Annotated in this window: 18 protein-coding genes; 10 read left to right on the forward strand and 8 right to left on the reverse strand. The window is 70.5% G+C overall.

Annotation, left to right across the window (positions count from 1 at the left end; translation table 11 throughout):
• Positions 1-77: 77 nt before the first annotated feature.
• Positions 78-1247, reverse strand: a complete 1170-nt coding sequence (locus LZ017_RS02985; protein ID WP_241298540.1) for a serine hydrolase — start codon at positions 1245-1247, stop codon at positions 78-80.
• Positions 1225-3936, reverse strand: a complete 2712-nt coding sequence (locus tag LZ017_RS02990; RefSeq protein ID WP_241298541.1) for a TonB-dependent receptor — start codon at positions 3934-3936, stop codon at positions 1225-1227. Before LZ017_RS02990 ends, LZ017_RS02985 begins: the two co-directional genes overlap by 23 nt.
• A gap of 460 nt (positions 3937-4396) precedes the next feature.
• Here LZ017_RS02990 and LZ017_RS02995 point away from each other — a divergent pair, with 460 nt between their 5' ends.
• The 9 genes from LZ017_RS02995 (at position 4397) to LZ017_RS03035 (ending at position 17527) form a co-directional block, all read left to right on the forward strand.
• Positions 4397-5743 (forward strand): cyanophycinase, encoded by a 1347-nt coding sequence (locus LZ017_RS02995; protein WP_241298542.1) that lies wholly within the window; start codon positions 4397-4399, stop codon positions 5741-5743.
• Between the two features lie 239 nt (positions 5744-5982).
• Positions 5983-7278, forward strand: a complete 1296-nt coding sequence (locus tag LZ017_RS03000; protein WP_241298543.1) for a nitrate/nitrite transporter — start codon at positions 5983-5985, stop codon at positions 7276-7278.
• A 25-nt stretch (positions 7279-7303) separates the two neighbouring features.
• Positions 7304-8965 (forward strand): MFS transporter, encoded by a 1662-nt coding sequence (locus tag LZ017_RS03005; protein ID WP_241298544.1) that lies wholly within the window; start codon positions 7304-7306, stop codon positions 8963-8965.
• A 24-nt stretch (positions 8966-8989) separates the two neighbouring features.
• The gene (locus LZ017_RS03010; protein ID WP_241298545.1) at positions 8990-12832 is read left to right on the forward strand and encodes a nitrate reductase subunit alpha; all 3843 of its coding nucleotides are present in this window, start codon (positions 8990-8992) and stop codon (positions 12830-12832) included.
• A gap of 54 nt (positions 12833-12886) precedes the next feature.
• Complete coding sequence (gene narH, locus LZ017_RS03015) at positions 12887-14422, forward strand: nitrate reductase subunit beta (RefSeq protein ID WP_241298546.1); 1536 nt, start codon at positions 12887-12889, stop codon at positions 14420-14422.
• An 8-nt stretch (positions 14423-14430) separates the two neighbouring features.
• Positions 14431-15141: a nitrate reductase molybdenum cofactor assembly chaperone gene (narJ, locus tag LZ017_RS03020; protein WP_241298547.1), complete on the forward strand. Its 711-nt coding sequence runs from the start codon at positions 14431-14433 to the stop codon at positions 15139-15141.
• Complete coding sequence (gene narI, locus LZ017_RS03025) at positions 15138-15872, forward strand: respiratory nitrate reductase subunit gamma (protein ID WP_241298548.1); 735 nt, start codon at positions 15138-15140, stop codon at positions 15870-15872. Before narJ ends, narI begins: the two co-directional genes overlap by 4 nt.
• Positions 15873-15882: 10 nt before the next feature.
• A complete protein-coding gene (locus tag LZ017_RS03030; protein WP_241298549.1) occupies positions 15883-16731 on the forward strand; it encodes a peptidylprolyl isomerase in 849 nt (282 codons plus the stop codon).
• A gap of 22 nt (positions 16732-16753) precedes the next feature.
• The gene (locus tag LZ017_RS03035; protein ID WP_241298550.1) at positions 16754-17527 is read left to right on the forward strand and encodes a carbonic anhydrase; all 774 of its coding nucleotides are present in this window, start codon (positions 16754-16756) and stop codon (positions 17525-17527) included.
• A 6-nt stretch (positions 17528-17533) separates the two neighbouring features.
• Here LZ017_RS03035 and LZ017_RS03040 read toward each other — a convergent pair whose 3' ends face one another.
• The 6 genes from LZ017_RS03040 to ccoG all read right to left on the reverse strand — a co-directional run bounded on the left by LZ017_RS03040 (position 17534) and on the right by ccoG (position 23551).
• Entirely contained in the window at positions 17534-18268 is a 735-nt protein-coding gene (locus LZ017_RS03040) for an ABC transporter permease (protein ID WP_374109866.1), read from the reverse strand.
• 8 nt (positions 18269-18276) lie between these two features.
• Positions 18277-19533 (reverse strand): ABC transporter substrate-binding protein, encoded by a 1257-nt coding sequence (locus LZ017_RS03045; RefSeq protein WP_374109867.1) that lies wholly within the window; start codon positions 19531-19533, stop codon positions 18277-18279.
• 12 nt (positions 19534-19545) lie between these two features.
• A complete protein-coding gene (locus LZ017_RS03050; RefSeq protein WP_241298551.1) occupies positions 19546-20400 on the reverse strand; it encodes an ABC transporter ATP-binding protein in 855 nt (284 codons plus the stop codon).
• Positions 20397-21470 (reverse strand): acyl-CoA/acyl-ACP dehydrogenase, encoded by a 1074-nt coding sequence (locus LZ017_RS03055; RefSeq protein ID WP_241298552.1) that lies wholly within the window; start codon positions 21468-21470, stop codon positions 20397-20399. The genes LZ017_RS03050 and LZ017_RS03055 overlap by 4 nt, the downstream gene beginning before the upstream one ends.
• Positions 21467-22024 carry a carboxymuconolactone decarboxylase family protein gene (locus tag LZ017_RS03060; RefSeq protein WP_241298553.1) on the reverse strand — a complete coding sequence of 186 codons (558 nt, stop codon included), beginning with the start codon at positions 22022-22024 and terminating at the stop codon, positions 21467-21469. The genes LZ017_RS03055 and LZ017_RS03060 overlap by 4 nt, the downstream gene beginning before the upstream one ends.
• A gap of 105 nt (positions 22025-22129) precedes the next feature.
• Positions 22130-23551: a cytochrome c oxidase accessory protein CcoG gene (gene ccoG / locus LZ017_RS03065; protein WP_241298554.1), complete on the reverse strand. Its 1422-nt coding sequence runs from the start codon at positions 23549-23551 to the stop codon at positions 22130-22132.
• Between the two features lie 217 nt (positions 23552-23768).
• Between ccoG and LZ017_RS03070 the strand changes: the two genes are divergently transcribed.
• Positions 23769-25196 carry a PLP-dependent aminotransferase family protein gene (locus LZ017_RS03070; RefSeq protein ID WP_374109873.1) on the forward strand — a complete coding sequence of 476 codons (1428 nt, stop codon included), beginning with the start codon at positions 23769-23771 and terminating at the stop codon, positions 25194-25196.
• Positions 25197-25219 lie beyond the last annotated feature (23 nt).

The following is a 25219-nucleotide window of genomic DNA, read 5'->3' on the forward strand; positions in this document are numbered from 1 at the left end:
CGGCGGGCTCCAAGCGCAGAGCCACTCACGCCCACAAGCGCAACACGCAAACCCCAACGAGAGCCCCTCAACCAAACTCAGGCATCCCCCAGCTCCGCCGCCAAGCCCCGCCAAACCAGATCCCCCCCCAGCCCATTGCACATCATCACCATCGCGCTGCGCCGCTCCGGGCAGAACTGCGCATAGCTGCGATACCCGGTGCTGTTGCTGCCGCTGTGATAGGCGATCCGCTCGCGCGCGCCACCGGGACCGCGACGCGGCTCCAGCACCCAGCCCAGTCCCCAGTGCACGGCCTCGCCGGTCAGCTGGCCGGGGCGGGCCACCGGGGGGCGGTCGTCGGCCTGGCGCTGCGGGCTGAGCATCTGCGCCACCATCGCCGCGCTCAGCGCCGCGGGCAGCGTGGGCGGGGGATCCATCAGCGCCTGCAGCAGGCGCAGGTAGTCGGCCGCGCTGGTGTACAGGGTGTAGGCGGCGTTGGCGCGCAAGTAGTCCTCGCGCGGCAGCGGCCGGCCCTCGGGGTCGTGGCCGCGCGCGCGCTGGCCATCAAGCAGCGGGTCGTGGACGAAGCTGCTCGCGTTCAAGCCCAGTGGCGCGAACAGGCGGCGCCGCGCCAGCAGGTCCAGCGACATGCCGCAGACCCACTCCAGCGCCTGCTGCAGCAGCTGGTAGCCCTCGCCGGAGTAGAGGAAGCGCTCGCCCGGCTGCGCCTCGGGCCGCAGGGGCGCCAGATCGCCGCCCGCACGCCAGTTGGGCAGCCCGGCCCCGTGCGACAGCAGCAGCCGCGGCGTGATGCGCCGCATCAGCTCCGCGGGCAGCGGCATGGGCGCGGGCGGCCAGAGCTGGTCCAGCGGCTGGTCCAGCGCCAGGCGGCCGGCCTGCACCTCGGCCAGCACCAGCCAGGCGAAGATGGGCTTGCTCATCGACGCGGCCTCGAACACCGTGTCCGGCGTCACCGGCCGCGTCGCCAGCGGCCCGCTGCCGCCCAGTTGGCCGTGGGTGAAGCGGCGCGGCGCCTCGCCCGGCCGCGCCACCAGCAGCGCGAGGCCCGGCACATGGCGGACCTGCATGCGTGCCGGCAGCCCGGCGCAGAAGCGCTGCCAGCGCGCTTCGAAGTCCGCGTCTCCGTCCGCCGAAGCGATCGCGCGGGCGCCGCCGGCGGCGCAGCCGCTCAGGCCGCTCGCCGTCAGTCCCAGCGCGCCGGCCGCGACCAGCAGCCGCCGCCGTTCAGCGGAAACGGTACTGCACACTGACGTAGGCGTAGCGGCCGCGCGGGTCGGTGTAGCTGGGGTCGTAGCCGGACAGGAAGAACCAGGCCTGCTGCGAGAACGGCGGCGAGGTGTCGGCCAGGTTCTTCACGCCGGCGCGCAGCGTCAGCGCGGAGTTGACCGCCCAGGCCCCGGTCAGGTCCCACAGCGAGTAAGCCGAGACGCGGCGGTCCGGCTTGCCGACGATGGTCTGGTCGGTGTAGCCGGCCAGATAGGTGTTCGACAGCGTCGCGCTCCAGGCCCCCAGTTCCCAGTCGGTGCTGAAGGTATGGCGCCAGCGCTGCACCACGCCGTCGTTGATGAAGTGGCCCAGGTTGCTGACGTAGGGGTCGCCGTTGCCGGTCTGCTGCTTGGACTTCAGCGTCAGCGTGCCGTTCAGGCGCAGCCCGAAGGTGCCGATGCCGCTCTTCAGCCCCGACAGCGACACACCCAGGTCTAGCCCCGAGATCTGCTGGCGGCCGCGGTTTTCCTTGACCAGGTCGATGTGGTCGATCTCGTTCTTCGCGTTGCGCACCACCAGGCTGCCGTACTTGTCGAGGTTGGCCAGGATCACGTCCACGCCCAGCGTGCTGATCAGGTTGCGCTTCTCGATGTTCCAGTAGTCCAGGTTCAGGTTGAGGCCCTGGCGCGGCTCGAACACCGCGCCCAGGCTGAACTGGCGCGACTTCTCGGGCTTGAGGTTGGCGTTGCTGTGGGTGTAGGTGGTCCAGGTGTCCGAGCAGTCGGTGACCGTGTTGGTGGGGTCGGCCGCCATGCACACCGGGTCCACCAGCGTCGCCGCCGTACCGCGCGTGACCGGGCGGTAGAGGTCGGACATGCTGGGCGCGCGGAAGCCCGAACCCACGGACGCGCGCAACAGCAGCTGCTTGCTGGGCGTGTACTTCAGGCCCAGCTTGGGGCTCAGCGCACCGCCGGTGCGCTGGTAATGCTCGTAGCGCATCGCCGCCTGCAGCTCCAGGTTCTTGAGCAGCGGCGCGCTGACTTCGGCGAACAGGCCGGCGACGCGGCGCGAGTTGCCGAAGGCCGCGTCCGGGCCCTGCGAGGTCTCGCCCAGGATCAGGCCCTGGGCCAGCGCGTCGGACTGGCGGTAGTCCTGGCGCTCGCGGCGCAGCTCGCCGCCCAGCGCCAGCGCCAGCTCGCCGGCCGGCAGCTGGGCCAGCACGCTGCTGGCCTTGAAGTCCAGCGCGGTCATCGTGCCCTTGGCGTTGCGGACCTCGCCGCGGATCTGGGCCTTCTCGTACAGCGCCAGGCCGGCAGCGTTCGATGGGCCGAAGGCGTTGAGCGTGCCGTCTGCAAAGCCGGCCATGACCATGGCTTCGTTCAGATAGCCCTGGTGGTCGCGGTCGGAGACCTTGCTGACGCTGTGGTTCAGCGCCAGCTCGTAGTCCCAGCTGCCCAGCGTGCCCATCAGGCCGGCGACATAGCGCTGGCCGGTCGACACCAGCTCGCTGGTGCGCAATCCGGCCTCCACCAGCCGGGTGCGCACGGTCAGGCTGCGGTCCTCGTCGCCGGCCGGCAAGGTGGCCAGGCTGGTCTTGGACAGCGCGGCGATCCGCGACACGTCCATCTCGGCGTCGACACGGTTGGGCGTGCCGGAGTACAGGGTGCGCGAGCGCGTCAGCGAAAGTTCGGTGAAGAGCTGGTGGCCGCCACCCAGCATGAACACGCCGCGGCCGAACAGGCTCTTCTTGTCCGACTTCGGGTAGAGCTCGATGTCGCGCATGTAGTCATAGGTGCAGCCATCGACGCCGCCGATGCCGTCGGGCAGGTACAGCGAGGCCGGTGCATTGCAGCCGGAGGCCGCCGCCGGGTTGATGTTCTTGCTGTCGATGACGGTCTTGCCGTTGGTCGAGAAGCCGTCGGCGATCAGGCGGTCGCGCTGGCTGCTGCTGAGCCGCATGTTGCCCGGGAAGCTCGCGCTGGAGAGCAGGTCGGGCAGGCGCTCGGGGATCTTCAGGTCGGAGATGAAGCGGCGCTGGCTGGCATTGAGCGCGTCGGTCCGCTGCAGGTCCAGCACGCCGAAGACGTTGAAGCCGTCGCGCGCGATGTCGCCAAAGCCGCCGGCCAGCGAGGCATTGCGCTTGCCCGCGCCGCCTTCGCGCGTGCCGCCGATGCCGGCGTTGAACTCGATGCCCTGGTAGTCCTTGCGCGTGATGAAGTTGATCACGCCGCCGATCGCATCGCTGCCGTACAGCGCCGATGCGCCGTCCAGCAGCACCTCGACGCGCTGGATGGCCGCCGCCGGGATGTTGTTGAGATCCACGCCGGAGGCGTCGCCGGGCGACGCGAAGTTGGCCATGCGCCGGCCATTGAGCAGCACCAGCGTCGAGGACACGCCGATGCCGCGCAGGTTGGCGCCGTTGAAGCCCATCTGGTCGCGGAAGCCGCCGTAGGCCACGCTGCCGCCGTCGGTCAGGTTGTTGGTGCTGGCGCTGAGGCGGCCGACGATTTCGGCCGCGGTGGTCAGGCCCGCCTTGACGATTTCCTCGCGCGAGATCACCTGCACCGGCAGCGCGCCCTCATCGGCCAGGCGCTTGATCGCGGAGCCGGTGACTTCCACCTTTTCCAGCTTGTCGACGGTGGGCGGCGCGGTGCTCTGGGCCTGCGCCTGCGCGGCGCAAAGGGCGAGGACGGCGAGGGCGATGCCTCGCAAGGCGGGGGAGGTTTGCATGGCCGGCTTCTCCTTGGTCGGACGGCAGGGCGTCCGCGGGCTCGTGATGTTTCGGGTCAGTCTGAGCCCCTGGGCCAAGTGGAGCAAGCCGGAGCTCACCCGATGTGGCGTGCGCGCCAATGCGCGGCAGTCCCCCTGACTGAGGTGGGTGCGGGCCTCGCGCGGCAGCGTCCGCCATGGCAATCGCGCGCGCCGACGCGTGGCATGGCCGCGGCACCCATGCCAGGCGTCATGTCGGCGCTTGTGCGATGTGCGTTCGTTGCGGCAGGTCGGTTGTGCGGCTGCCACAGCCGCGTCTTCCAGGCCGACCACGGTTTCGCCCGGATGGCGGTCGGGTGCCGGCCGATGCCATCATCAGGTCGTTCGCTGACTCTGACTCAGGTCGATGGAAATCATGGAGCGATCCCGCAAGATGGGGCCCCAGGGAGGGGCATGTGGCGCCGCGCCGCGGCGTGGCTGGATGGGCATGGCGGCGGCGCTGGTGGCGCTGGCGTTGGCCGGGAACTGGAGCACGGCCGTCGCGGCCGGCGCGGCGGCTTCGCCGTCGCCGCGCGCCTCCGAGGCGGGGCCGCCACGCGGCTATGCGGTGCCCATCGGTGGCGCGCTGAAGGCCGACAACGACGAGGTCTGGGGCCGGCTGGTGCAACTGGCGGGCGGCAAGGGCGCGCGCTTCGTGGTCTTCGGCACCGCGTCCGAGGACCCCGAGTCCAGCGCCAAGCAGGTCGTGGACCTGTTGCATCGCCGCGGTGCGGTGGCCGAGGCCTTGCCGGTGGCGCCCAAGTTCGGCTGGGTGGATCTGCAGAAGGTGGTGCGCGATCCGGCGCTGATCGCCAAGGTGCGCAATGCCAAGGGCGTGTTCTTCACCGGCGGCTCGCAGGAGCGCATCGTCGACGTGCTCTTCCCCGGCGGGCAGACCACGCCCATGCTGGAAGCGATCTGGGACGTGTACCGACGCGGCGGCGTTGTCGCCGGCACCTCGGCCGGCGCGGCCATCATGAGCACGGTGATGTTCCGCGACGCGCCCAGCGTGATCAACATCATGAAGGGGCGCTGGACCGAGGGCAAGCAGATCGACCGCGGCCTGGGCTTCGTGGGCCCCGACCTGCTGGTGGACCAGCACTTCCTCAAGCGCGGCCGCTTCGGCCGCATGATCCCGCTGATGCTGGCCAAGGGCTACAAGCTGGGCCTGGGCGTGGAGGAGAACTCCGCGGCCATCGTGCGCGGCGACGAGGTCGAGGTGATCGGCGGCAAGGGCGCGCTGCTGATCGACCTCAGCGACATCCGCAGCGATCCGGGGCTGGGCGTGCTCAACCTCACCGGCGCCAAGCTGACCTACCTGGACCACGGCGACCGCTACCACCTGAAGACGCGCGTCACGACGCCCTCGGCGGTCAAGCTGCGCGGCCAGAAGCTGGAGCCCGGCACCACCGGCTACAAGCCCTATTACACGGACCCGATCTACTACCCCGACATGCTGGGCGATTCGGCGATCTCCAACGGCATGTTCTACCTGATCGACAGCGTGCACCCGGAGGTGCGCGGCCTGGCCTTCGAGGGCGAGCCCAAGCTGGGCGAGACGCTCAACGACCTGGGCTTCGTGTTCCGCCTCTACAAGGGGCCGGGCTCGATCGGCTGGAGCACCGACGAGCTGGGGCCGGAGGACTACACCGTGGTCAACCTCTACCTGGACATCACGCCGGTGCGCCTGCCCCAGCCGCTGTTCGCGCCCTGGCAGGCGCGGCGCCCGCCCGATCCGGCGTCCGCGCCGGTGCGCGGCGATGCCGCGTCGGCGCCGGCCACGCCCTGAGGCGCGGCCTCGGGCCGCCTTGCCGGGGCAGTCAGCGCCGGCGGCGAGCATGAGGGGGCCGGCGGCGGGCCGGTTTGACCTGCCGCAAACCGGCGCCAGGCAGGCGCCGGACTAGTACCAACGAACGAGGGCGGCTGTGCCGCCCTCGTTCTTTTGCATCCGTCCGCCTGGACCGCTGGAGGATGCCGCGCCGGGAAGGCGCTTTCTACAGTGGACGCACAACGACAAGGAGTGCGTTCATGGCACAGCAAAGCCCCAAGGAAGTCCCGGGCGCCTCGGGCAAGGCGCTGTCGGTGCTGATCGTCAGCACCCTGGCCTTCACCGTGTGCTTCATGGTGTGGATGATGTTCGGCGTCATCGGCATCCCGATCAAAAAGCAGCTGGGCCTCAATGCCACCGAGTTCGGCCTGCTCACCGCGACGCCGGTGCTCACCGGCTCGCTGATCCGCGTGCCGCTGGGCATCTGGACCGACCGCTACGGCGGCCGCCTGGTGTTCTTCCTGCTGATGCTGGCCTGCGTGATTCCGATCTGGCTGATGGCCTATGCCACGGCCTATTGGCATTTCCTGGTCATCGGCCTCTTCGTGGGTCTGGCCGGCGGCTCCTTCTCGGTGGGCACGCCCTATGTGGCGCGCTGGTTCCCCAAGGCGCGCCAGGGCTTCGCGATGGGCGTGTTCGGCGCCGGCAACTCGGGCGCCGCGGTGAACAAGTTCGTCGCGCCGGCGCTGGTCGTGGCCTTCGGCTGGACCATGGTGCCGCATGTGTACGCGGCGGTGCTGCTGGGCACGGCCATCCTGTTCTGGTTCTTCAGCCACCACGACAGCCGCCATGTCGTTTCCAGCAAGGCCAGCTTCGCCTCGCAGCTGAAGGCGCTGAAGGACCCCAAGGTGCTGAAGTACTGCCAGTACTACAGCATCGTGTTCGGCGGCTATGTGGCGCTGTCGCTGTGGATGGTGCAGTACTACGTCGGCGAGTATGGGCTGGACATCCGCGTCGCCGCGCTGCTGGCGGCCTGCTTCTCGCTGCCCGGCGGCGTGCTGCGCGCGATCGGCGGCTGGCTGTCCGACCGCTACGGCGCGCACAGCGTGACCTGGTGGGTGATGTGGGTGAGCTGGATCTGCCTGTTCGTGCTGTCCTACCCGCAGACCGAGTTCACCGTGCAGACCGTGAATGGCGTCAAGACCTTCCAGATCGGCCTCAACGTCTATGCCTTCACCGCGCTGATGGCCGTGCTGGGCGTGGCCTGGGCCTTCGGCAAGGCCAGCGTGTTCAAGTACATCAGCGACGACTACGGCGCCAACATCGGCACCATCAGCGGCATCGTCGGCCTGGCCGGCGGCATGGGCGGTTTCATCCTGCCCATCATGTTCGGCGCGCTGCTGGACCTCACCGGCGTGCGCTCCAGCGCCTTCATGCTGCTCTACGGCGTGGTCTGGGTCTCGCTGATCTGGATGTACTGGACCGAGGTGCGCAAGACCGAGGTGATGGGCAAGAACGCGCCCGCCACGCCGGTGTCGCAGTCCTTCGCCCGCTGATCTCCTTCCTCCCCAAGGACATTCCATGAACACCACCATCACCTCGGGCACGCCGGCGCAGTCCGGCGGCTCGGGCGCGGACCTCCAGGACTGGCGCCCCGAGGACGAGCGCTTCTGGGAACAGACCGGCAAGCGCATCGCCTACCGCAATCTCTGGATCTCCATCCCGGCGCTGCTGTGCGGCTTCGCGGTGTGGGGCATGTGGGGCATCATCACCGTGCAGATGCTCAACCTGGGCTTCCCGTTCAGCCAGGCCGAGCTCTTCACGCTGACCGCGATCGCCGGCATCTCCGGCGCCACCATGCGCATCCCGGCGTCCTTCCTGATCCGGATGGCCGGCGGCCGCAACACCATCTTCCTGACCACCGCGATGCTGCTGGCTCCGGCCTTGGGCACCGGCGTCGCGCTGCAGCATCCGGAATGGCCGCTGTGGGTGTTCCAGCTGATGGCGCTGTGGTCGGGCGTGGGCGGCGGCAACTTCGCGTCGTCGATGTCCAACATCAGCACCTTCTTCCCCAAGCGGCTGCAGGGCACGGCGCTGGGCCTGAACGCGGGCCTGGGCAACTTCGGCGTCACCACCATGCAGATCGTGATCCCGCTGGTGATGACGGTCAGCCTGTTCGGCTGGCTGGGCCTGGGCGGCGAGCCCATGACGCTGGTGAAGGACAGCGGCTGGATCTTCGGCAAGATCAAGGCCGGCACGCCGACCTGGATCCAGAACGCCGGCTTCGCCTGGGTGATCTCGCTGGTGCCGCTGGCGCTGCTGTGCTGGCTGGGCATGAACAACCTGAAGACGGTGACGCCGCAGGCCGGCTCGCCGCTGGTGGCCTTCGCGAAGATCACCTATCTGTACTCGCTGGCCTTCATCCCGTCGATCGGGATGCTCTACCTCTACCTGCCGGCGCCCACGGGCCTGGGCCTGCTGAACATGTGGGTGGCGATCCCGCTGGACATCATCGCCGCGCTGCTGGTGATGCGCCTGGCCGCCTTCGGCACGATGAAGGAGAACGTGCAGAAGCAGTTCGCGATCTTCTCCAACAAGCACACCTGGAGCATGACGGCGCTGTACGTCGTGACCTTCGGCAGCTTCATCGGCTTCTCCATGGCGCTGCCGCTGGCGATCACGGTGATCTTCGGCTTCATCCACGCCCCCGACGCCGCCGGCGTGATGCAACACACGCTGAAGAACCCCAACGCGCCATCGGCGCTGACCTATGCCTGGATCGGCCCCTTCGTCGGCGCCGCGGTGCGGCCCGTCGGTGGCTGGATCTCGGACAAGCTGGGCGGGTCCATCGTCACCCAGGTGATCTCGGCGGTGATGGTGCTGGCCTCGGCCGCGGTGGGCTATGTGATGCAGCAGGCCTATGGCTCGGCGACGCCGGAGCAGTACTTCCCCACCTTCATGGGCCTGTTCATCCTGCTCTTCGCCGCCAGCGGCATCGGCAACGGATCGACCTTCCGCAGCGTGGGCGTGATCTTCGACCGCCAACAGGCCGGCCCGGTGCTGGGCTGGACCTCGGCGGTGGCCGCCTACGGCGCCTTCATCGCGCCGGTGCTGATCGGCCAGCAGATCAAGGCCGGCACGCCGCAGGCCGCGTTCTACGGCTTCGCCGTCTTCTACGCGGTCTGCCTGCTTCTGAACTGGTGGTTCTACCTGCGCCGCGGCGCGGAGATCCGCAATCCCTGACACGACATTCCAACGAGGACGCTCATGAGCCACTTTCTCGACCGCCTGAGCTATTTCGCCCAGCCCAAGGAGGCGTTCGCCAACGGTCACGGCCGCGTGACCGGCGAGGACCGCACCTGGGAGGACGCCTACCGCAACCGCTGGGCGCACGACAAGATCGTGCGCTCCACCCACGGCACCAACTGCACCGGTTCGTGCTCGTGGAAGATCTATGTGAAGGGCGGCATCGTCACCTGGGAAACCCAGCAGACCGACTATCCGCGCACCCGCCCGGACCTGCCCAACCACGAGCCGCGCGGCTGCGCCCGCGGCGCCAGCTACAGCTGGTATCTGTACAGCGCCAACCGCGTGAAGTACCCCATGGTGCGCGGCGCGCTGCTCAAGCACTGGCGCGCCGCGCGCGCGGTCGCCAAGAGCCCGGTGGACGCCTGGGCCAGCATCGCCGAGAACGCCGACGCGCGCCGTGAATGGCAGAAGGAGCGCGGCCTGGGCGGCTTCGTGCGCTCCAGCTGGGACGAGGTCAACGAGATCATCGCCAGCGCCAACATCTACACCGTCAAGAAGCATGGCCCGGACCGCGTGATCGGCTTCTCGCCCATCCCGGCGATGTCCATGATCAGCTATGCCGCCGGCAGCCGCTACCTGAGCCTGCTGGGCGGCGTGTGCATGAGCTTCTACGACTGGTACTGCGATCTGCCGCCGTCCAGCCCCATGGTCTGGGGCGAGCAGACCGATGTGCCCGAGAGCGCCGACTGGTACAACAGCCACTACATCATCGCCTGGGGCTCCAACGTGCCCCAGACCCGCACGCCGGACGCGCACTTCTTCACCGAGGTCCGCTACAAGGGCACCAAGACCGTCGCGATCACGCCGGACTACGCCGAGATCTCCAAGCTGGCCGACCAGTGGCTGCACCCCAAGCAGGGCACCGACGCGGCGATCGCGATGGCCATGGGCCATGTGATCCTGAAGGAGTTCTACTTCGACAAGCGCTCGGCCTACTTCGACGACTACGCGCGCCGCTACACCGACCTGCCGCTGCTGGTGCAGCTCAAGCGCCAGACCGGCGCGGACGGCCGCGAGCTGCTGGTGCCCGACCGCTATCTGCGCGCCAGCGATTTCGGCGGCAAGCTGGGCCAGGACAACAACCCGGAATGGAAGACCCTGGCCTTCGACGCGGCCGGCAAGGTGGTGGTGCCCAACGGCTCCATTGGCTTCCGCTGGGGCGCGTCCGAGCGCGAGGACCTGGGCAAGTGGAACCTGGAAAGCAAGGAGGCGCGCGACGACGCCGACGTGAAGCTGCGCTTGTCCGTGCTGGAGGGCGAGGCGCAGGCGCATGAGGTCGTTGAGGTCGGCTTCCCGTACTTCGGCGGCGTCGAGAGCCCGCAGTTCACCGCCAACAAGCAGCAGGACGTGCTGAGCCGCCGCGTGCCCGCGGTGCGCCTGCGTCTGGGCAAGCAGGAGGGCGCCGAGGAAGTGCTGGTGGCCACGGTCTTCGACCTGCAGGTGGCGCAGTACGGCATCAACCGCGGCTTCGGCGACGACATGCCCGCCGACTACGACGACAACAAGCCCTACACCCCGGCCTGGGCCGAGCTCATCACCGGCGTGCCGCGCGCCCAGATCGCGCAGGTGGCGCGCGAGTTCGCCGACACCGCCGACAAGACCCGCGGCCGCTCCATGGTCATCATCGGCGCGGCGATGAACCACTGGTACCACTGCGACATGAACTACCGCGGCATCATCAACATGCTGATGATGTGCGGCTGCATCGGCCAGAGCGGCGGCGGCTGGGCGCACTACGTGGGCCAGGAGAAGCTGCGTCCGCAGACCGGCTGGACCGCGCTGGCCTTCGCGCTGGACTGGATCCGCCCGCCGCGTCAGCAGAACTCCACCAGCTTCTTCTACGCCCACACCGACCAGTGGCGCTACGAAAAGCTGGACGTCTCCGAAGTGCTCTCACCGCTGGCCGACAAGCAGAAGTTCGGCGGCAGTCTGATCGACTACAACGTGCGCGCCGAGCGCATGGGCTGGCTGCCCAGCGCGCCGCAGCTGCAGACCAACCCCATCGAGGTGGTCAAGCAGGCCCAGGCCGCCGGCATGGACGCCAAGGACTACACCGTGCAGGCGCTGCAGAACGGCAGCCTGCGCATGAGCTGCGAGGACCCGGACCATCCGGACAACTGGCCGCGCAACATGTTCGTGTGGCGCTCCAACATCTTGGGCAGCTCCGGCAAGGGCCACGAGTACTTCCTCAAGCACCTGCTGGGCACCACCCACGGCGTGCAGGGCAAGGACCTGGGCCAGCAGCTTGGCCCCCAATCCTCCCAAGGGGGCGCGGCCGGCTTGGGGCGGCCCGACGCCGGCCATGCTGCGAAGCCCGAGGAAGTCGTCTGGCACGAGAAGGCGCCCGAGGGCAAGCTGGACCTGCTGGTGACGCTGGACTTCCGCATGAGCACGACCTGCCTGTACTCCGACATCGTGCTGCCCACCGCGACCTGGTACGAGAAGAACGATCTCAACACCAGCGACATGCACCCCTTCATCCATCCGCTGTCCACCGCGGTGGACCCGGCCTGGGCCGCGCGCAGCGACTGGGAGATCTACAAGGGCTTCGCGAAGAAGGTCTCCGAACTCTGCGTGGGTCACCTGGGCGTCGAGAAGGAAGTGGTGCTGACGCCGCTGATGCACGACAGCCCGGCCGAACTGGCCCAGCCCTTCGACGTGAAGGAATGGAAGAAGGGCGAGGTCGCACTGATCCCGGGCAAGACCGCGCCGCAGATCGGCATCGTCGAGCGCGACTATCCCAATCTGTACAAGCGCTTCACCGCGCTGGGCCCCTTGATGGGCAAGGTGGGCAACGGCGGCAAGGGCATCGCCTGGAACACCCAGGACGAGGTGCAGAACCTGGCCGAACTCAACGGCACCGTGCGCGAGCCCGGCGTGACCCAGGGCCTGCCGCGCATCGAGAGCGACATCGACGCCGCCGAGGTGGTGCTGATGCTGGCGCCCGAGACCAACGGCCACGTCGCGGTCAAGGCCTGGGAGGCGCTGTCCAAGCAGACCGGCCGCGAACACGCCCACCTGGCGCTGCACCGCGAGGACGAGAAGATCCGCTTCCGCGACATCCAGGCGCAGCCGCGCAAGATCATCTCCAGCCCCACCTGGTCGGGCCTGGAGAGCGAGAAGGTCTCGTACAACGCCGGCTACACCAACGTGCATGAACTGATCCCCTGGCGCACGCTGACCGGCCGCCAGCAGTTCTACCAGGACCATCCCTGGATGCTGGCCTTCGGCGAGGGCTTCAGCAGCTATCGCCCGCCGGTGGACCTGAAGACCCTGGCGGAGGTGGAGAACCTCAAGCCCAACGGCCACAAGGCGGTGGCGCTGAACTTCATCACGCCGCACCAGAAGTGGGGCATCCACTCCACCTACAGCGACAACCTGATGATGCTGACGCTCAACCGCGGCGGCTCGGTGGTCTGGCTGTCGGAGGACGATGCGCGCCAGGCCGGCATCGCCGACAACGACTGGGTGGAGCTGTACAACAGCAACGGCGCCATCGCGGCGCGCGCGGTGGTGAGCCAGCGCGTCAACCCGGGCATGGTGATGATGTATCACTCGCAGGAGAAGATCATCAACACCCCGGGCAGCGAGATCACCGGCACGCGCGGCGGCATCCACAACTCCGTGACCCGCATCGTCACCAAGCCCACGCACATGATCGGCGGCTACGCGCAGCTGAGCTACGGCTTCAACTACTACGGGACCATCGGCACCAACCGCGACGAGTTCGTGCTGGTGCGCAAGATGGCCCGCGTGGACTGGCTGGACGAGGAACTGCCCGCGGAGGCGGTCAGGACCTGACCCCGCCGCAATGCCTGGACCCGCCCGCAAGAGAACCTACCCAAGGAGCCCGCGATGAAAGTTCGCGCCCAAATCGGCATGGTGCTGAACCTGGACAAGTGCATTGGCTGCCACACCTGTTCGGTCACCTGCAAGAACGTCTGGACCAACCGCCCCGGCATGGAATATGCCTGGTTCAACAATGTCGAATCCAAGCCTGGCATCGGCTATCCCAAGGAATGGGAGAACCAGGAACGCTGGGAAGGCGGCTGGATGCGCCGCGCCGACGGCAGCATCGTGCCGCGCCAGGGGGGCAAGTGGAAGCTGCTGATGCGCATCTTCGCCAACCCCAAGCTGCCGCAGATCGACGACTACTACGAGCCCTTCACCTTCGACTACGACCATCTGCAGTCGGCGCCGCGCTCCAAGGCCGCGCCGACCGCGCGGCCGCGCAGCCTGATCACCGGGCAGCGCATGGAGAAGATCGAGTGGGGTCCGAACTGGGAAGAAATCCTCGGCGGCGAGTTCGCCAAGCGCAGCAAGGACGCCAACTTCGAGAACGTGCAGAAGGAGATCTACGGCCAGTTCGAGAACACCTTCATGATGTATCTGCCGCGGCTGTGCGAGCACTGCCTGAACCCGGCGTGCGTGGCCAGCTGCCCCTCGGGCTCGATCTACAAGCGCGAGGAAGACGGCATCGTGCTGATCGACCAGGACAAGTGCCGCGGCTGGCGCATGTGCGTCTCGGGCTGCCCCTACAAGAAGATCTACTACAACTGGCAGAGCGGCAAGGCCGAGAAGTGCGTCTTCTGCTATCCGCGCATCGAGTCCGGCCAGCCCACCGTGTGCTCCGAGACTTGCGTGGGCCGCATCCGCTACCTGGGCGTGCTGCTCTACGACGCGGACAAGATCGAGGCCGCGGCCGCGACGCCCAATGACAAGGACCTCTACCAGGCCCAGCTGGACCTCTTCCTGGACCCCAACGACCCGCGCGTGATCGAGCAGGCGCGCAAGGACGGCGTGCCCGAGGCCTGGCTGGAGGCGGCCAAGCGCAGCCCGGTCTACAAGATGGCGATGGAGTGGAAGGTGGCGCTGCCGCTGCACCCCGAGTACCGCACCCTGCCCATGGTCTGGTACGTGCCGCCGCTGTCGCCGATCAGCTCGGCGGCCAATGCCGGCCAGATCGAGGCGGACGCGCGCTTCGGCGGCCTGATCCCCGACGTCAAGCAGCTGCGCATCCCCGTGCAGTACCTGGCCAACATGCTCACCGCCGGCGATACCCGGCCGGTCGAGCGCGCGCTGGAGCGCATGCTGGCGATGCGGGCCTACCAGCGCGGCAAGCATGTGGACGGCGTCGAGAACAAGGGCCTGCTGGACCTGGTCGGGCTGCAGAAGAACGAGGTCGAGGACATGTACCAGACCATGGCGATCGCGAACTACGAGGACCGTTTCGTCATCCCGACGACGCACCGCGAGTACGCCGAGAACGCCTACGACCTGCGCGGCGGCTGCGGCTTCAGCTTCGGCAACGGCTGCTCCGACGGCCAGACCGAAACCAGCCTGTTCGGCGGTGACAAGCGTCGCACCATCCCCATCAAGACCACCGTGTGAGCGCCCTCATGAGCAAGCATCGCAAGGACCCCGAGGCGCCGCTGTCGCTGAGCTGCCGCGTGCTGGCGCGCCTGCTGGACTATCCGGCCGACGAGATGCTCGGCCGACTCGACGAGCTGCGCCAGGCGCTGCGCCAGGAGGCCGCGCTGAGCCCGGCCCGGCTGGCCGAGCTGGAGACGCTGACCCTCTGGATGGAGCGCCGCGAGCGCTACGCGCTGCAGTCCGACTACGTCGAGACCTTCGACCGCGGCCGCGCCAGCAGCCTGCACCTGTTCGAGCATGTGCACGGCGACTCGCGCGAGCGCGGCCCGGCGCTGGTCGACCTGGCCAAGACCTATGAGTCGGCCGGCCTGCGCTTCGAGGCGCCCGAGCTGCCCGACTACCTGCCGGTGGTGCTGGAGTTCGCGTCCACGCAAGCCCCGGCCACCGCGCGCGCCTTCCTGGGCGAGTTGGCCCACATCCTCAACGCCATCCACAGCGCGCTGGTCAAGCGCGGCAAGCCCTGGGCCGCGGCGATCGGCGCGGTGCTGGAGCTGGCCGGCGAACAGCCGCAGGCGGTGCAGATCACCGTCGACGAGCCGCTGGACGAGAGCTGGCAGGAGCCCGCGGCCTTCGACGGCTGCAGCTCGCGCGGCCAGAGCCGTCCCGGCGTGCCCCAACCCATTCACATCCACAAGAAGGCCGCGGCCCCGGCTGCCGGCCAAGGAGTGACACGATGAACTCCCTGGACTTCGCCCTGTTCGGGCTCTACCCCTATGTCGCGCTGGCGGTCTTCCTGGTCGGCAGCCTGCTGCGCTTCGACCGCGACCAGTACTCGTGGAAGAGCGACTCCTCGCAGCTGCTGCGCGCCGGCAGCCTGCGCTGGGGCAGCAATCTCTTCCATGTCGGCGTGCTCTTCCTGTTCTTCGGCCACACCGTGGGCATGCTGACGCCGCACTTCCTGTACGAGCCCTTCATCAGCGCCGGCAACAAGCAGCTGATGGCCATGGTCAGCGGCGGCATCGCCGGGCTGCTGGGCTTTGCCGGCGTCAGTGTGCTGCTGCACCGCCGCCTGTCCGACGAGCGCATCCGCCGCAACAGCAAGCCCAGCGACATTCTGTTGCTGGTGCTGCTGTGGCTGCAGCTGGCGCTGGGTCTGGCCACCATCCCGCTGTCGGCCCAGCACCTGGACGGCGGCATGATGATGCGCCTGGCCGAGTGGGCGCAGCGCATCGTCACCTTCCGCGGCGGCGCGTCGGAGCTGCTGGCCGAGGCCTCGTGGGTGTTCAAGGCCCACATGTTCCTGGGCATGACGCTGTTCGTCGTCTTCCCGTTCACCCGCCTGGTGCACGTCTGGAGCGGCTTCGGCACGCTGGCCTACCTGTTCCGTCCCTATCAGCTGGTGCGCAGCCGTCGCATCTCGCTGCCGCAGGACCACACCACGCCGCAGCACCTGCGTGGCGGCCGTTGAGGAGATTCGCATGGCAAGCCATGGAGGATGCGGCGGGACCGGCCAGTGCGGCTGCGGTTCCCGCTCGCAGCAAGACCTGACCCCGCCGCCGGCCCCGGTGGCGCGCGTGAACGGCCAGGCGCTGCATGCGCCGGGTGAGCAGCTGCACGAACAAGAGCTCCACCAGCGCGCCTACGGCGAACTGTTGCGCCAGGCCGCGCAGGCGCAGGGCTTGCTCGATGCGGCGGAGCCGGCGCCCCAAGACGGCGTGCTCAGCGAGGCGGCGGTGGCGGCGATCGAGGCGCTGCTGGCCCGTTCGCTGCAGCTGGCCGAGCCCGACGAGACCGCCTGCCGGCGCTACTACGAGGCTCATCCGCAGCGCTTCGCGCAGGGCGAGCGCGTGCAGGCCAGCCACATCCTGGTGGCGGTGACGCCGGGCGTCGATGTCGCGGCGCTGCGCGCCCACGCCGAGGGCCTGTTGCTGCGCCTGCGCTGCGAGGACGAGGCGGCCTTCGCCGCCGCGGCGCGCGAGAACTCCAACTGTCCCAGCGGCGAGCAGGGCGGACGCCTGGGCTGGCTCGTGCGCGAGGACTGCATGCCCGAGCTGGGCAGCGCGCTGTTCGGCCAGGACGAGGCCAACCGCCACCTGGGCGTGCTGCCACGCCTGGTGAGCAGCCGGCACGGCTTTCACATCATCCGCGTGCAGGACCGCGAGGCCGGCGCGCGGCCGCCCTTCGAGACCGTGCGCCAGGCGGTGGCGGCGCTGCTCGCGCAGCAGCAGCAGATCACCGCGACGCGCCAGTACCTGGACCTGCTGGCCGGCGCGGCCCAGCTGGAAGGGCTGGCCCTGGGCGCTGCGGATTCGCCGCTGGTGCAGTAGCGCCGAGCCCCGGAGCGACGCGATGCCCGACGAACTGCTGACCCGGCTGCGCCGCTTCAGCACCGAGGCCTTCCCGCGCTACCAGGACCGCTTCCGCGACCTGGTGGAGCAGGGCCAGCATCCCAGCACGCTGTTCATCGGCTGTTCGGACTCGCGCCTGGTGCCTCACCTGCTGACCGGCGCCGGACCCGGCGAACTCTTCCTGGTGCGCAATGTCGCCGCCTTCGTGCCGCCCTGGGACGGCACGCTGGAGGCGGCGCCGGCCGGCTGCGGCTGCGCCGCATGCGGCGCCGGCGGCGGGCAGGGCCACTGGGTGGGCCACCATGGCACGGCCGCCGCGATCGAGTACGCGGTGCTGGCGCTGGAGGTGCGCCACGTCATCGTCTGTGGCCACAGCCATTGCGGCGGCATACGCGCCCTCTACGGCGAGCTGCCGCCCGAGGCGCAGAACCTGCGCGCCTGGCTGGACCTGGGCCGCGAAGCGGTGCTGCCCGTGCAGCCGGGCCCCGAGGCACTGCGCCGCACCGAGGAGCGTTCCGTCGTGCTGCAGCTGGAGCGCCTGATGGGCTACCCCATGGTGCGCAGCCGCGTGGAGCAGGGCCGGCTTTCGCTGCACGGCTGGCACTACGTGATCGAGGACGGCGAGGTCAATGTGTTCGACGTCCACCAGGGCCGCTTCGTGCCGGCCTCCGAGGCCGAGCACAGCGGCACCGGGCCCTACCGCGACCTGGGCCAGGGCGACGAGGGCGGGCAGCTGTTCAACGAGATCGCCGACGCCTGGCCGCCGCGCGGCTAGGACCCCTCAGCCAGCGCGCGCGTGCAGCCAGCGCGCCGCATGGTCCAGCGCCCAGCCCAGCGCGCCGATCAGCAGGATCAGCGCCATCAGGTCGCTGTAGGCCAGGCGGTCGCGCGCGTCCAGAATCAGGTAGCCCAGGCCCGCGGAGACGCCCAGCATCTCGGCCGGCACGAGCACGATCCACAGCACGCCGATGGCCAGGCGCACGCCGGCCAGCACATGGGCGGCGATGCCGGGCAGCACGACCTGCGCGAGCAGCTCCAGCCGCGTCGCGCTGAGGCTGCGCGCCAGCTGCAGCCATTGCGGGTCCAGCGCGGCCACGCCCGCGGCGGTGTTCAGCACCAGCGGCCAGACCGCCGCGAACGCGAGCAGGAAGACCACCGGCGCATCGCCCACGCCCAGCGCCATCACCGCCAGCGGCATCCAGGACAGCGGCGAGACCATGCGCAGGAACTGGAACAGCGGCGTCGTGGCGCGCGCGAAGCGCGGCGACAGACCGGCCGCCAGTCCCAGCGGCACGCCCAGCGCCAGCGCCGCGAGCAGCCCGAGCCCCACGCGGCGCAGGCTCAGTGCCACATGGGTCCACAGCTCGGAGTTCTGCAGCAGCGCCAGCAGCGCCCGCAGCGCGGGCGCGACGCCGAAGCTGGCGATGAGCGCGTTGTCGCGCGCCATCCCGTCCACGCCCGCCTGCCAGACGAGCAGCAGCCCGGCCAGGCCCGCGGCCGGCCAGGCCCATGCCATGGCGCGGCTCACGGTTCGACGGTCTCGCGGCGCGCCAGATCGGCCGGCAGTCCGAAGCGCGCGGGCCCGCCCACCGCCGCCAGCGCCTGGCGCACGAAGCGGGTGTCGACCAGATCGCGGGCGACGAAGGCCGGGTCCAGCTCGGCGAGGAAGCGGGCGTCGCCCTCCACCCGCGTTTCGCGCAGCAGGCGCACCAGCTGCTCGGTATAGCCGGGGAAGGGGTAGGGCTGGAAGTCGATGCGCCGCTGCAGCCAGCCCTTGTGGCGCACCACGCCGGCGGACTCGTAGCCGGCGTAGTCGGTGGCTGCCAGCACCTTGGACAGCGCCTGCACGCTGTGCGGCGTGAAGCGCGGCTCGCCACTGCTGGACAGCAGGCGCGAGGTGGCGAGCTGGTTGTCGCGTGCCCACAGCTGTGCCTTGACCAGCGCGGTGGTGACGCGCTGGGCCCATTCGGGGCGCTGCACCAGGTCGCGCTCGGCCAGCACGGTGACGCAGCAGGCATGGTCCTTCCAGACATCGCCCGAAAAGCGCAGCACGCGGCCCACGCCGGCGATCTCGGCGGCGGCGTTGAAGGGCTCGGCGACGATGAAGCCGGCGATGGAGCGCGCCGCCAGCGCCGCCACCATTTCCGCGGGCGGCAGCACCAGCAGCCGCACCTCGTCGGCGCGCAGCGTCGCGTCGCGCGGTCGCGTCACCGCCGTCAACCCGGCCTTGCGCAGCAGCTGCTGCAGCAGGATGTTGTGGATGGAATACCAGAAGGGCACGGCCACCGTCTGCCCGCCCAGGTCCTCGACGCGGCGGACCTGCGGCGCCACCGTGAGCGCGGAACCGTTGACATGGTTCCAGGCCACGATCTTGGCCGGGAAGCGCGAGCCATAGCGCATCCACAGCGCGGCCGGCGACAGCAGGTGGATCACGTTGACCTGCCCGGCGACGAAGGCCTCGACCAGCTGGGCCCAGCTGCGGAACAGGCGCGGCGCCTCGGTCCTCAGCCCTTCGGCTTCGAACAACCCGCGGCCCTGGGCCACCAGCAGCGGCGTGGCGTCGGTGATGGGCAGATAGCCCACGCGCACCGGCGCGTCGTCGCCCTTGAGGCCCTGGGCACGGGCGTCGCCCAGGCGCAGCAGCGGCGCGGCGGCGGCGCCGCCCAGCGCGCTCAGGCGCAGCCAGTCGCGCCGGCTCATGCCGCAGCCGCAGGCGGGGTCGGCGCAGTGGGGATGGGCGGCGTGCGCGAAGGGGTCGGTCGGGCGTGTCGGACGGGTCATCGGTTCGGGCGGTCAGTGGAGGCTGTGGAAGGCGGCCTCCTGCCGTGCCAGCTCGGCATCGGGCGGCAGTGGCCAGGCGGGGGCGCGGGAGGCGGCGGCGTGGGCGTCGCCGGGCGCCGCCATGCTGTCGCGCAGCGCCTGCAGCAGCCGCTCGCGCGACGGCGGCTGGGCGTCGGCGCACGACCAGCGGCCCATGAGGCGCGCCGGCCGGGCGGCGTCGGGGCGGGCCAGCAGCAGGATCTGGTCGCCCAGGGCCAGCGCCTCGTCGACGTCGTGGGTGACCAGCAAGGCGGCGCAACCGGTCTGCCGCACCAGCTGGCGCAGCAAGGCCTGCATCTCGGTGCGCGTGATGGGGTCCAGCGCGGAGAAGGGCTCGTCGGCCAGCAGCAGCGCGGGCTGGCGTGCCAGTGCGCGCGCCAGCGCCGCGCGCTGGGCCATGCCGCCCGACAGCGCGGCGGGGCGCAGCCCGGCCGCCGCCGACAGGCCCACCGCCGCCAGTGCCTGCGCGACGCGCTGCGCGCGCTCGGCGCGGCTTTGGCGCGGCTGGTGGCGGAAGCCCAGCCCGAAGCCCACGTTGGCGGCGCAGTCCAGCCAGGGCAGCAACCCGGGGCGCTGGAACAGCAACCCGGCGCGCGGGTGGGGGCGCTGCAGCGGCTCGCCCAGCAGCTCGATGTGCCCGCGCTGCGGGCGATCCAGTCCGGCCAGCGCGCGCAGCAGCGTGGACTTGCCGCCGCCGCTGGCGCCCAGCAGCGCGACCAGCTCGCCGGCGCGCAGCTCGAGATCGACCGCCTCCAGCACGCAAGTGCCGCCATAGCCGCAGGCGAGGTCCCGGACGCGCAGCACCGGCGGCGGCGGGGCGGTGCTCATGCGGCGGCCTGGGCCTGGGCCTGGCGTGCCAGCTCGCCCTGCAGCTGGCTGATGCTGGGGGTGACGATGGGGATGAACGCCGCCTCGCGCCAGCGCCGCGCGAAACCCAGCGACGGGTCGCGATGGTAGGCACGGCCGCCGCTGGCCAGCAGCTCCAGTTGCAGGGCCTGCTGCACATCCTGGGCCAGCGCGATGCGCAGCCGGAACAGCGCCGCCGGCTGAGCCGCGAAGCGGCCATCGGCAAGACCCTGGAGCAGCGCGTCGCGGTGCTGCTGCAACGCGGTGCTGGCCTCGTCCAGCGGCTGGGCCAGCACCGCGCGCGCCGGGCCCAGGCGTTCGGCGGCGCGCGCCAGCGCCTCCTGCGCCAGGCCCAGCGACAGCCCGCATTGCAGGCTCAGGAAGGCCGGGCGCACGCGCGGCAGGTATTGGCCGGCCACGGGGTGGATCAGGTCGGACGCGTCGGCCTCCACGCCGTCCAGCCGCAGCGACGCGGTGTGGCTGCCGCGCAGCGCGATCAGGTCCAGGTCGGCGCTGCGCAGCAGCCCGGCGCGTTCGCTGGGCAGCGCGACCACGGCGGGCGGCAGGCCCTCGCCGCGGTCCACCGCCAGCGCGATGTCGAAGCCCGCCTGCGCCAGGTTGGTGGCCCAGGGCAGCGCGCCGTCCAACCGCCACGGCGCGTCGCCGTCGCGCGCACGCACGCCCAGGCGTTCGATGCCGCTGAGGAATTTCATCGCGTTGGACAGGCCGGTGGCGCCGGCGCGCCGCCCTTCCAGCAGCGCGCCGAGGCGGCGTTCGCGCAAGCCCTCGTTGGGGCTGTGCAGCAGATATTCGATGAAGGCGCGCTGGGCCCAGAACACGAAGGCCGCGGTCAGCGAGGCGCGCGCCACGCCGGCGATGGCCTGCACCGCGTCCCCCAGCGTGCCGCCGTCGCCGCCCAGCGGGCCCGGCACGCCGATGCGCAGCAGGCCCTGCGCGCCCAGCCAGGGCAGCAACTGCAGCGCGGGTTCGGGCTCGCCGGTGTCCAGCGCCTCGGCGTGGCGCTCCAGCCAGGCCTGCGCGGGCGCGCTCATGCCAGCACCCCCGGCGCATAGGGCTGCAGCTCGGGGTTGATCTCGTTGCCCGCCAGCACGTTGGCGTAGTTGCACAGCGTGGCCAGGCTCACGCCCAGCACCACCTCCAGCGCCTGCTGCGGGCCGTAGCCGGCGGCCTGCAGCGCGCTCAGCTCGGTGTCGGCGACCGCGCCGCGGCGCCCGATCACCGCGGCGGCGAAGCGCTGCAGCGCGTCCAGCCGCGCATGGCCGGTGGGCAGGCCACGCTGCAGGCGCAGCACCGCGTCGCGGTCCAGCCCGGCCTTCTTCAGCGCCAGCGCGCTGTGGCCGGCGACGCAGAAGTCGCAGCCGTTCAGGCGCGCCGCGGTGATCTGCACCACCTCGCGCTCGGCCACGTCCAGCGAGGCGCGGCCGTTGATCTCGGAGACGGTCAGATAGGTCTCCAGCGCCACCGGCGCGTTGGCCAGCGTGCCGATCAGATGCGGCAGGAAGCCGTTGCTGGCCTGTACCTTGCGCACCAGCGCGCGGCTGGCCTCGGGGGCAGTGTCGGCATTGAGTCGGGGAAGTCTGCTCATGGGCTAGGGGGGATGAGGGCAAGGGACAGTGTGGGCGCGCGGCGCGGGCGGCGTCGACTGCGGATTGCGCAGCAGCATCTGCGCAATCCGAGCAAGGCCGGCGCCTCAGCGCGGCACGACGAAGGTGGACTCGGTGAGCGCCAGCGCCGAACCGGTCTCGGCCTGCTCGTTGACGCGGAAGCGGATGGGTGCGATGCGGCCCGCCAGCGCCTGGGCCTGGGCGGCGTCCAGGCGCAGCACCACGGTCACGGTCTCGGCGGCGGCGGGCGCGAGGCGCACCTGCGACACCGACGCCAGGCGCAGCCCGGGCAGGCCGTCCACGCTCAGCGCCAGGCTGCGCTCGCGCTCGCTGGCGTTCATCAGCTGCAGCCGGTAGAGGTTTTCGATCTGGCCGTCCTCGACCTGGCGCGCCAGCACGCCGCGGTCGCGCACCGCGTCGACACGCAGCGTGGGCCGCAGCCACAGGCCCAGCACCAGCGCGCAGCCGGCCAGCGCCAGCAGCCCGCCATAGATCAGCACGCGCGGCCGCATCAGATGGGCCAGCAGCCCGCCCTGACCCGGCACGGGGCTTTCCAGTTCGGTCTGCGTCGCGAAGCGCACCAGGCCGCGCGGCGCGCGCAGCTTGTCCATCACGCTGTCGCAGGCGTCGATGCACAGGCCGCAGCTGATGCACGGCGCCTGCATGCCCTGGCGAATGTCGATGCCCACCGGGCAGACCTGCACGCACAGCGTGCAGTCCACGCAGTCGCCCTGGCCCTTGCTGCGCGCGTCGCTGCCGCGCGAGCGCGCGCCGCGCGGTTCGCCGCGGCGCGTGTCGTAGGCGACGATCAGCGTGTTCTTGTCCATCATCGAGCCCTGGAAGCGCCCGTAGGGACACATGTGCTGGCAGACCTTCTCGCGCAGCAGCCCGGCGTTGGTGTAGGTGAACAGGCCGTAGAAGCCGCTCCAGAACAGCTCCCAGGGGCCCAGTGCGCCGGCGGCCAGTGCCGGCATCAGCTCGCGGATGGGCGTGAACCAGCCCACCAGCGTGAGGCCGGTCCACAGGCTCAGCGCGCCCCAGGCCAGGTGCTTGCCGCCGCGGCGCAGCAGCTTGTTGGCGTTCCAGCGCGACTCGTCCAGGCGCAAACGGGCCAGCCGGTCGCCTTCGAAGCGGTGCTCCAGCCACATGAACATCTCGGTGTAGACGGTCTGCGGGCAGGCGAAGCCGCACCAGACGCGCCCGGCCACCGTGGTGGCGAAGAACAGCAGCAGCGCGCTGAAGACCAGCAGCGCGGTCAGGTAGATCAGGTCCTGCGGATAGAGCACGGCGCCGAACAGGAAGAAGCGCCGCGCCTCCAGGTCGAACAGCACCGCCTGGCGGCCGTTGATCTGCAGCCAGGGCAGCGCGTAGAACATCAGCTGGGTGATCCACACCAGCGCCCAGCGCCAGCGGCTGAACAGGCCGCGCACCGCGCGCGCCTGGATCTTGGGGTCCCGGGAGATGCCGGACTCCGGCACCAGGGGAATGATTCGGGTGGGGGAATTCATCTCGCAATCCGTTCCGAGGCCGGCAGACCCTGCCGTTCCAAGCCTCGCCGCGATGATGGGTGTCCCTGCGCTGATTTGTAATATTCAGTTTTTGTCTATTTCGACCAGATCAGATGGGCCCGAAGACGCCGTTTCCATCCAGGTCAGCTCGAGATCGCGAAGCTGATGGCTAAACTCGCGGTGATTTCAAAAGGAACAGGATCAGATGAGGGCCTCGATGCCGCGCTACCAGCAGCTGGCGGATGATCTGGCGGACGCGATACGCAGCGGGCTGCTGCGCAGCGGCGAGCGTCTGCCCTCGGTGCGCGAGACCTGCGCGCTGCGCGCCGTCAGCCCGTCCACGGTGTTCCAGGCCTATGGCCTGCTGGAGACCGAGGGCCTGATCGAGGCGCGGCCGCGCTCTGGCTACTACGTGCGCGCGCCGCGGCGTCCGGCGCGCTCCACGCCCGAGGCCGCCAAGGCCCGCGACGAGGCCACGCCGGTGGCGATCACCGACCTGGTGTTCGCGCTGCTCGGCGCGGCCGGCGACGAGCATGTGGTGCCGCTGGGCTCGGCCTTTCCGGCCGCGCACCTGTTCCCGTTCGCCGAGCTGGCGCGAAGCGGCGCGCGCGCGATGCGGCGGCTCAAGCCGGCGCAGGTCACCGGCGCGCTGACCGCCGGCGACCCGGGGCTGCGCGCGCAGCTGCTGCACCGCTATGCCGCGCACGGCGTGCCGCTGGCCGACGACGAACTGCTGATGACCAATGGCGCGATGGAGGCGCTGAACCTGTGCCTGCAGGCGGTGACGCGGCCGGGCGACGTGGTGGTGGTGGAGTCGCCCACCTTCTACACGGCGCTGCAGGCGCTGGAGCGGCTGCAGCTCAAGGCCGTGGAGGTGGCGACCGACCCGCAGGGCGGCGTGGAGCTGGCGGCGCTGGAGGCGCTGCTGCAGCGCCAGAAGGTGGCGGCCTGCTGGCTGATGCCCAGCTTCCAGAACCCGCTGGGCGCGCTGATGACGCCGCAGCGCAAGCAGGCCCTGGTGGCGCTGCTGGCGCGCCACCAGGTGCCGCTGATCGAGGACGACGTCTATGGCGAGCTCTATGCCCCGGGGCGGCGCCCGCCGCCGGCCAAGGCCTTCGACCGCGAGGGCCTGGTGCTGCACTGCAGCTCGTTCTCCAAATGCCTGGCGCCCGGCTACCGCGTGGGCTGGGCCGCGGCGGGACGTTTCGCGCCGGCGGTGCAGCGGCTGAAGATGATGGGGTCGCTGGCCAGCTCGCTGCCGCCGCAGCTGGCGCTGGCCGATTACCTGGCCCAGGGCGCCTATGAGCGCCATCTGCGCCGGCTGCGCAGCGCGCTGACCGAGCAGCGCCTGCATGCGCTGCGCCTGGTGGAGCGGCATTTCCCCGCCGGCACCCGCGTCACGCGGCCGGCCGGCGGTTACTTCCTGTGGCTGGAGCTGCCGCCCCAGGTCGACGCGCTGGCGCTGCACCACCAGGCCATGGCCCAGGGCATCAGCACCGCGCCGGGGCCGCTGTTCTCGGCCGACGGCCGCTTTGGCCACCACCTGCGGCTCAACGTGGGCCACCCGGGCGACCCGCGCTTCGATCCGGCGCTGCGCCGCGTGGGCGAACTGGCCTGCGCCGCGGCCCAGGCCAAGCGGGGCTGAGCGCCCCGGGGTCAGGTCTTGCG

Source organism: Pelomonas sp. CA6 (assembly GCF_022549225.1).
Taxonomy (GTDB): domain Bacteria; phylum Pseudomonadota; class Gammaproteobacteria; order Burkholderiales; family Burkholderiaceae_C; genus Roseateles.

Bases quoted from the DNA above. Each gene is read 5' to 3' on its own strand.
- LZ017_RS02990 (WP_241298541.1), bottom strand. From the start codon at position 3,936: ATGCAAACCTCCCCCGCCTTGCGAGGCATCGCCCTCGCCGTCCTCGCC.
- LZ017_RS02995 (WP_241298542.1), top strand. From the start codon at position 4,397: ATGGGCATGGCGGCGGCGCTGGTGGCGCTGGCGTTGGCCGGGAACTGG.
- LZ017_RS03000 (WP_241298543.1), top strand. From the start codon at position 5,983: ATGGCACAGCAAAGCCCCAAGGAAGTCCCGGGCGCCTCGGGCAAGGCG.
- LZ017_RS03005 (WP_241298544.1), top strand. From the start codon at position 7,304: ATGAACACCACCATCACCTCGGGCACGCCGGCGCAGTCCGGCGGCTCG.
- LZ017_RS03010 (WP_241298545.1), top strand. From the start codon at position 8,990: ATGAGCCACTTTCTCGACCGCCTGAGCTATTTCGCCCAGCCCAAGGAG.
- narH (WP_241298546.1), top strand. From the start codon at position 12,887: ATGAAAGTTCGCGCCCAAATCGGCATGGTGCTGAACCTGGACAAGTGC.
- narJ (WP_241298547.1), top strand. From the start codon at position 14,431: ATGAGCAAGCATCGCAAGGACCCCGAGGCGCCGCTGTCGCTGAGCTGC.
- narI (WP_241298548.1), top strand. From the start codon at position 15,138: ATGAACTCCCTGGACTTCGCCCTGTTCGGGCTCTACCCCTATGTCGCG.
- LZ017_RS03030 (WP_241298549.1), top strand. From the start codon at position 15,883: ATGGCAAGCCATGGAGGATGCGGCGGGACCGGCCAGTGCGGCTGCGGT.
- LZ017_RS03035 (WP_241298550.1), top strand. From the start codon at position 16,754: ATGCCCGACGAACTGCTGACCCGGCTGCGCCGCTTCAGCACCGAGGCC.
- LZ017_RS03040 (WP_374109866.1), bottom strand. From the start codon at position 18,268: ATGGCATGGGCCTGGCCGGCCGCGGGCCTGGCCGGGCTGCTGCTCGTC.
- LZ017_RS03045 (WP_374109867.1), bottom strand. From the start codon at position 19,533: ATGACCCGTCCGACACGCCCGACCGACCCCTTCGCGCACGCCGCCCAT.
- LZ017_RS03050 (WP_241298551.1), bottom strand. From the start codon at position 20,400: ATGAGCACCGCCCCGCCGCCGCCGGTGCTGCGCGTCCGGGACCTCGCC.
- LZ017_RS03055 (WP_241298552.1), bottom strand. From the start codon at position 21,470: ATGAGCGCGCCCGCGCAGGCCTGGCTGGAGCGCCACGCCGAGGCGCTG.
- LZ017_RS03060 (WP_241298553.1), bottom strand. From the start codon at position 22,024: ATGAGCAGACTTCCCCGACTCAATGCCGACACTGCCCCCGAGGCCAGC.
- ccoG (WP_241298554.1), bottom strand. From the start codon at position 23,551: ATGAATTCCCCCACCCGAATCATTCCCCTGGTGCCGGAGTCCGGCATC.
- LZ017_RS03070 (WP_374109873.1), top strand. From the start codon at position 23,769: ATGCCGCGCTACCAGCAGCTGGCGGATGATCTGGCGGACGCGATACGC.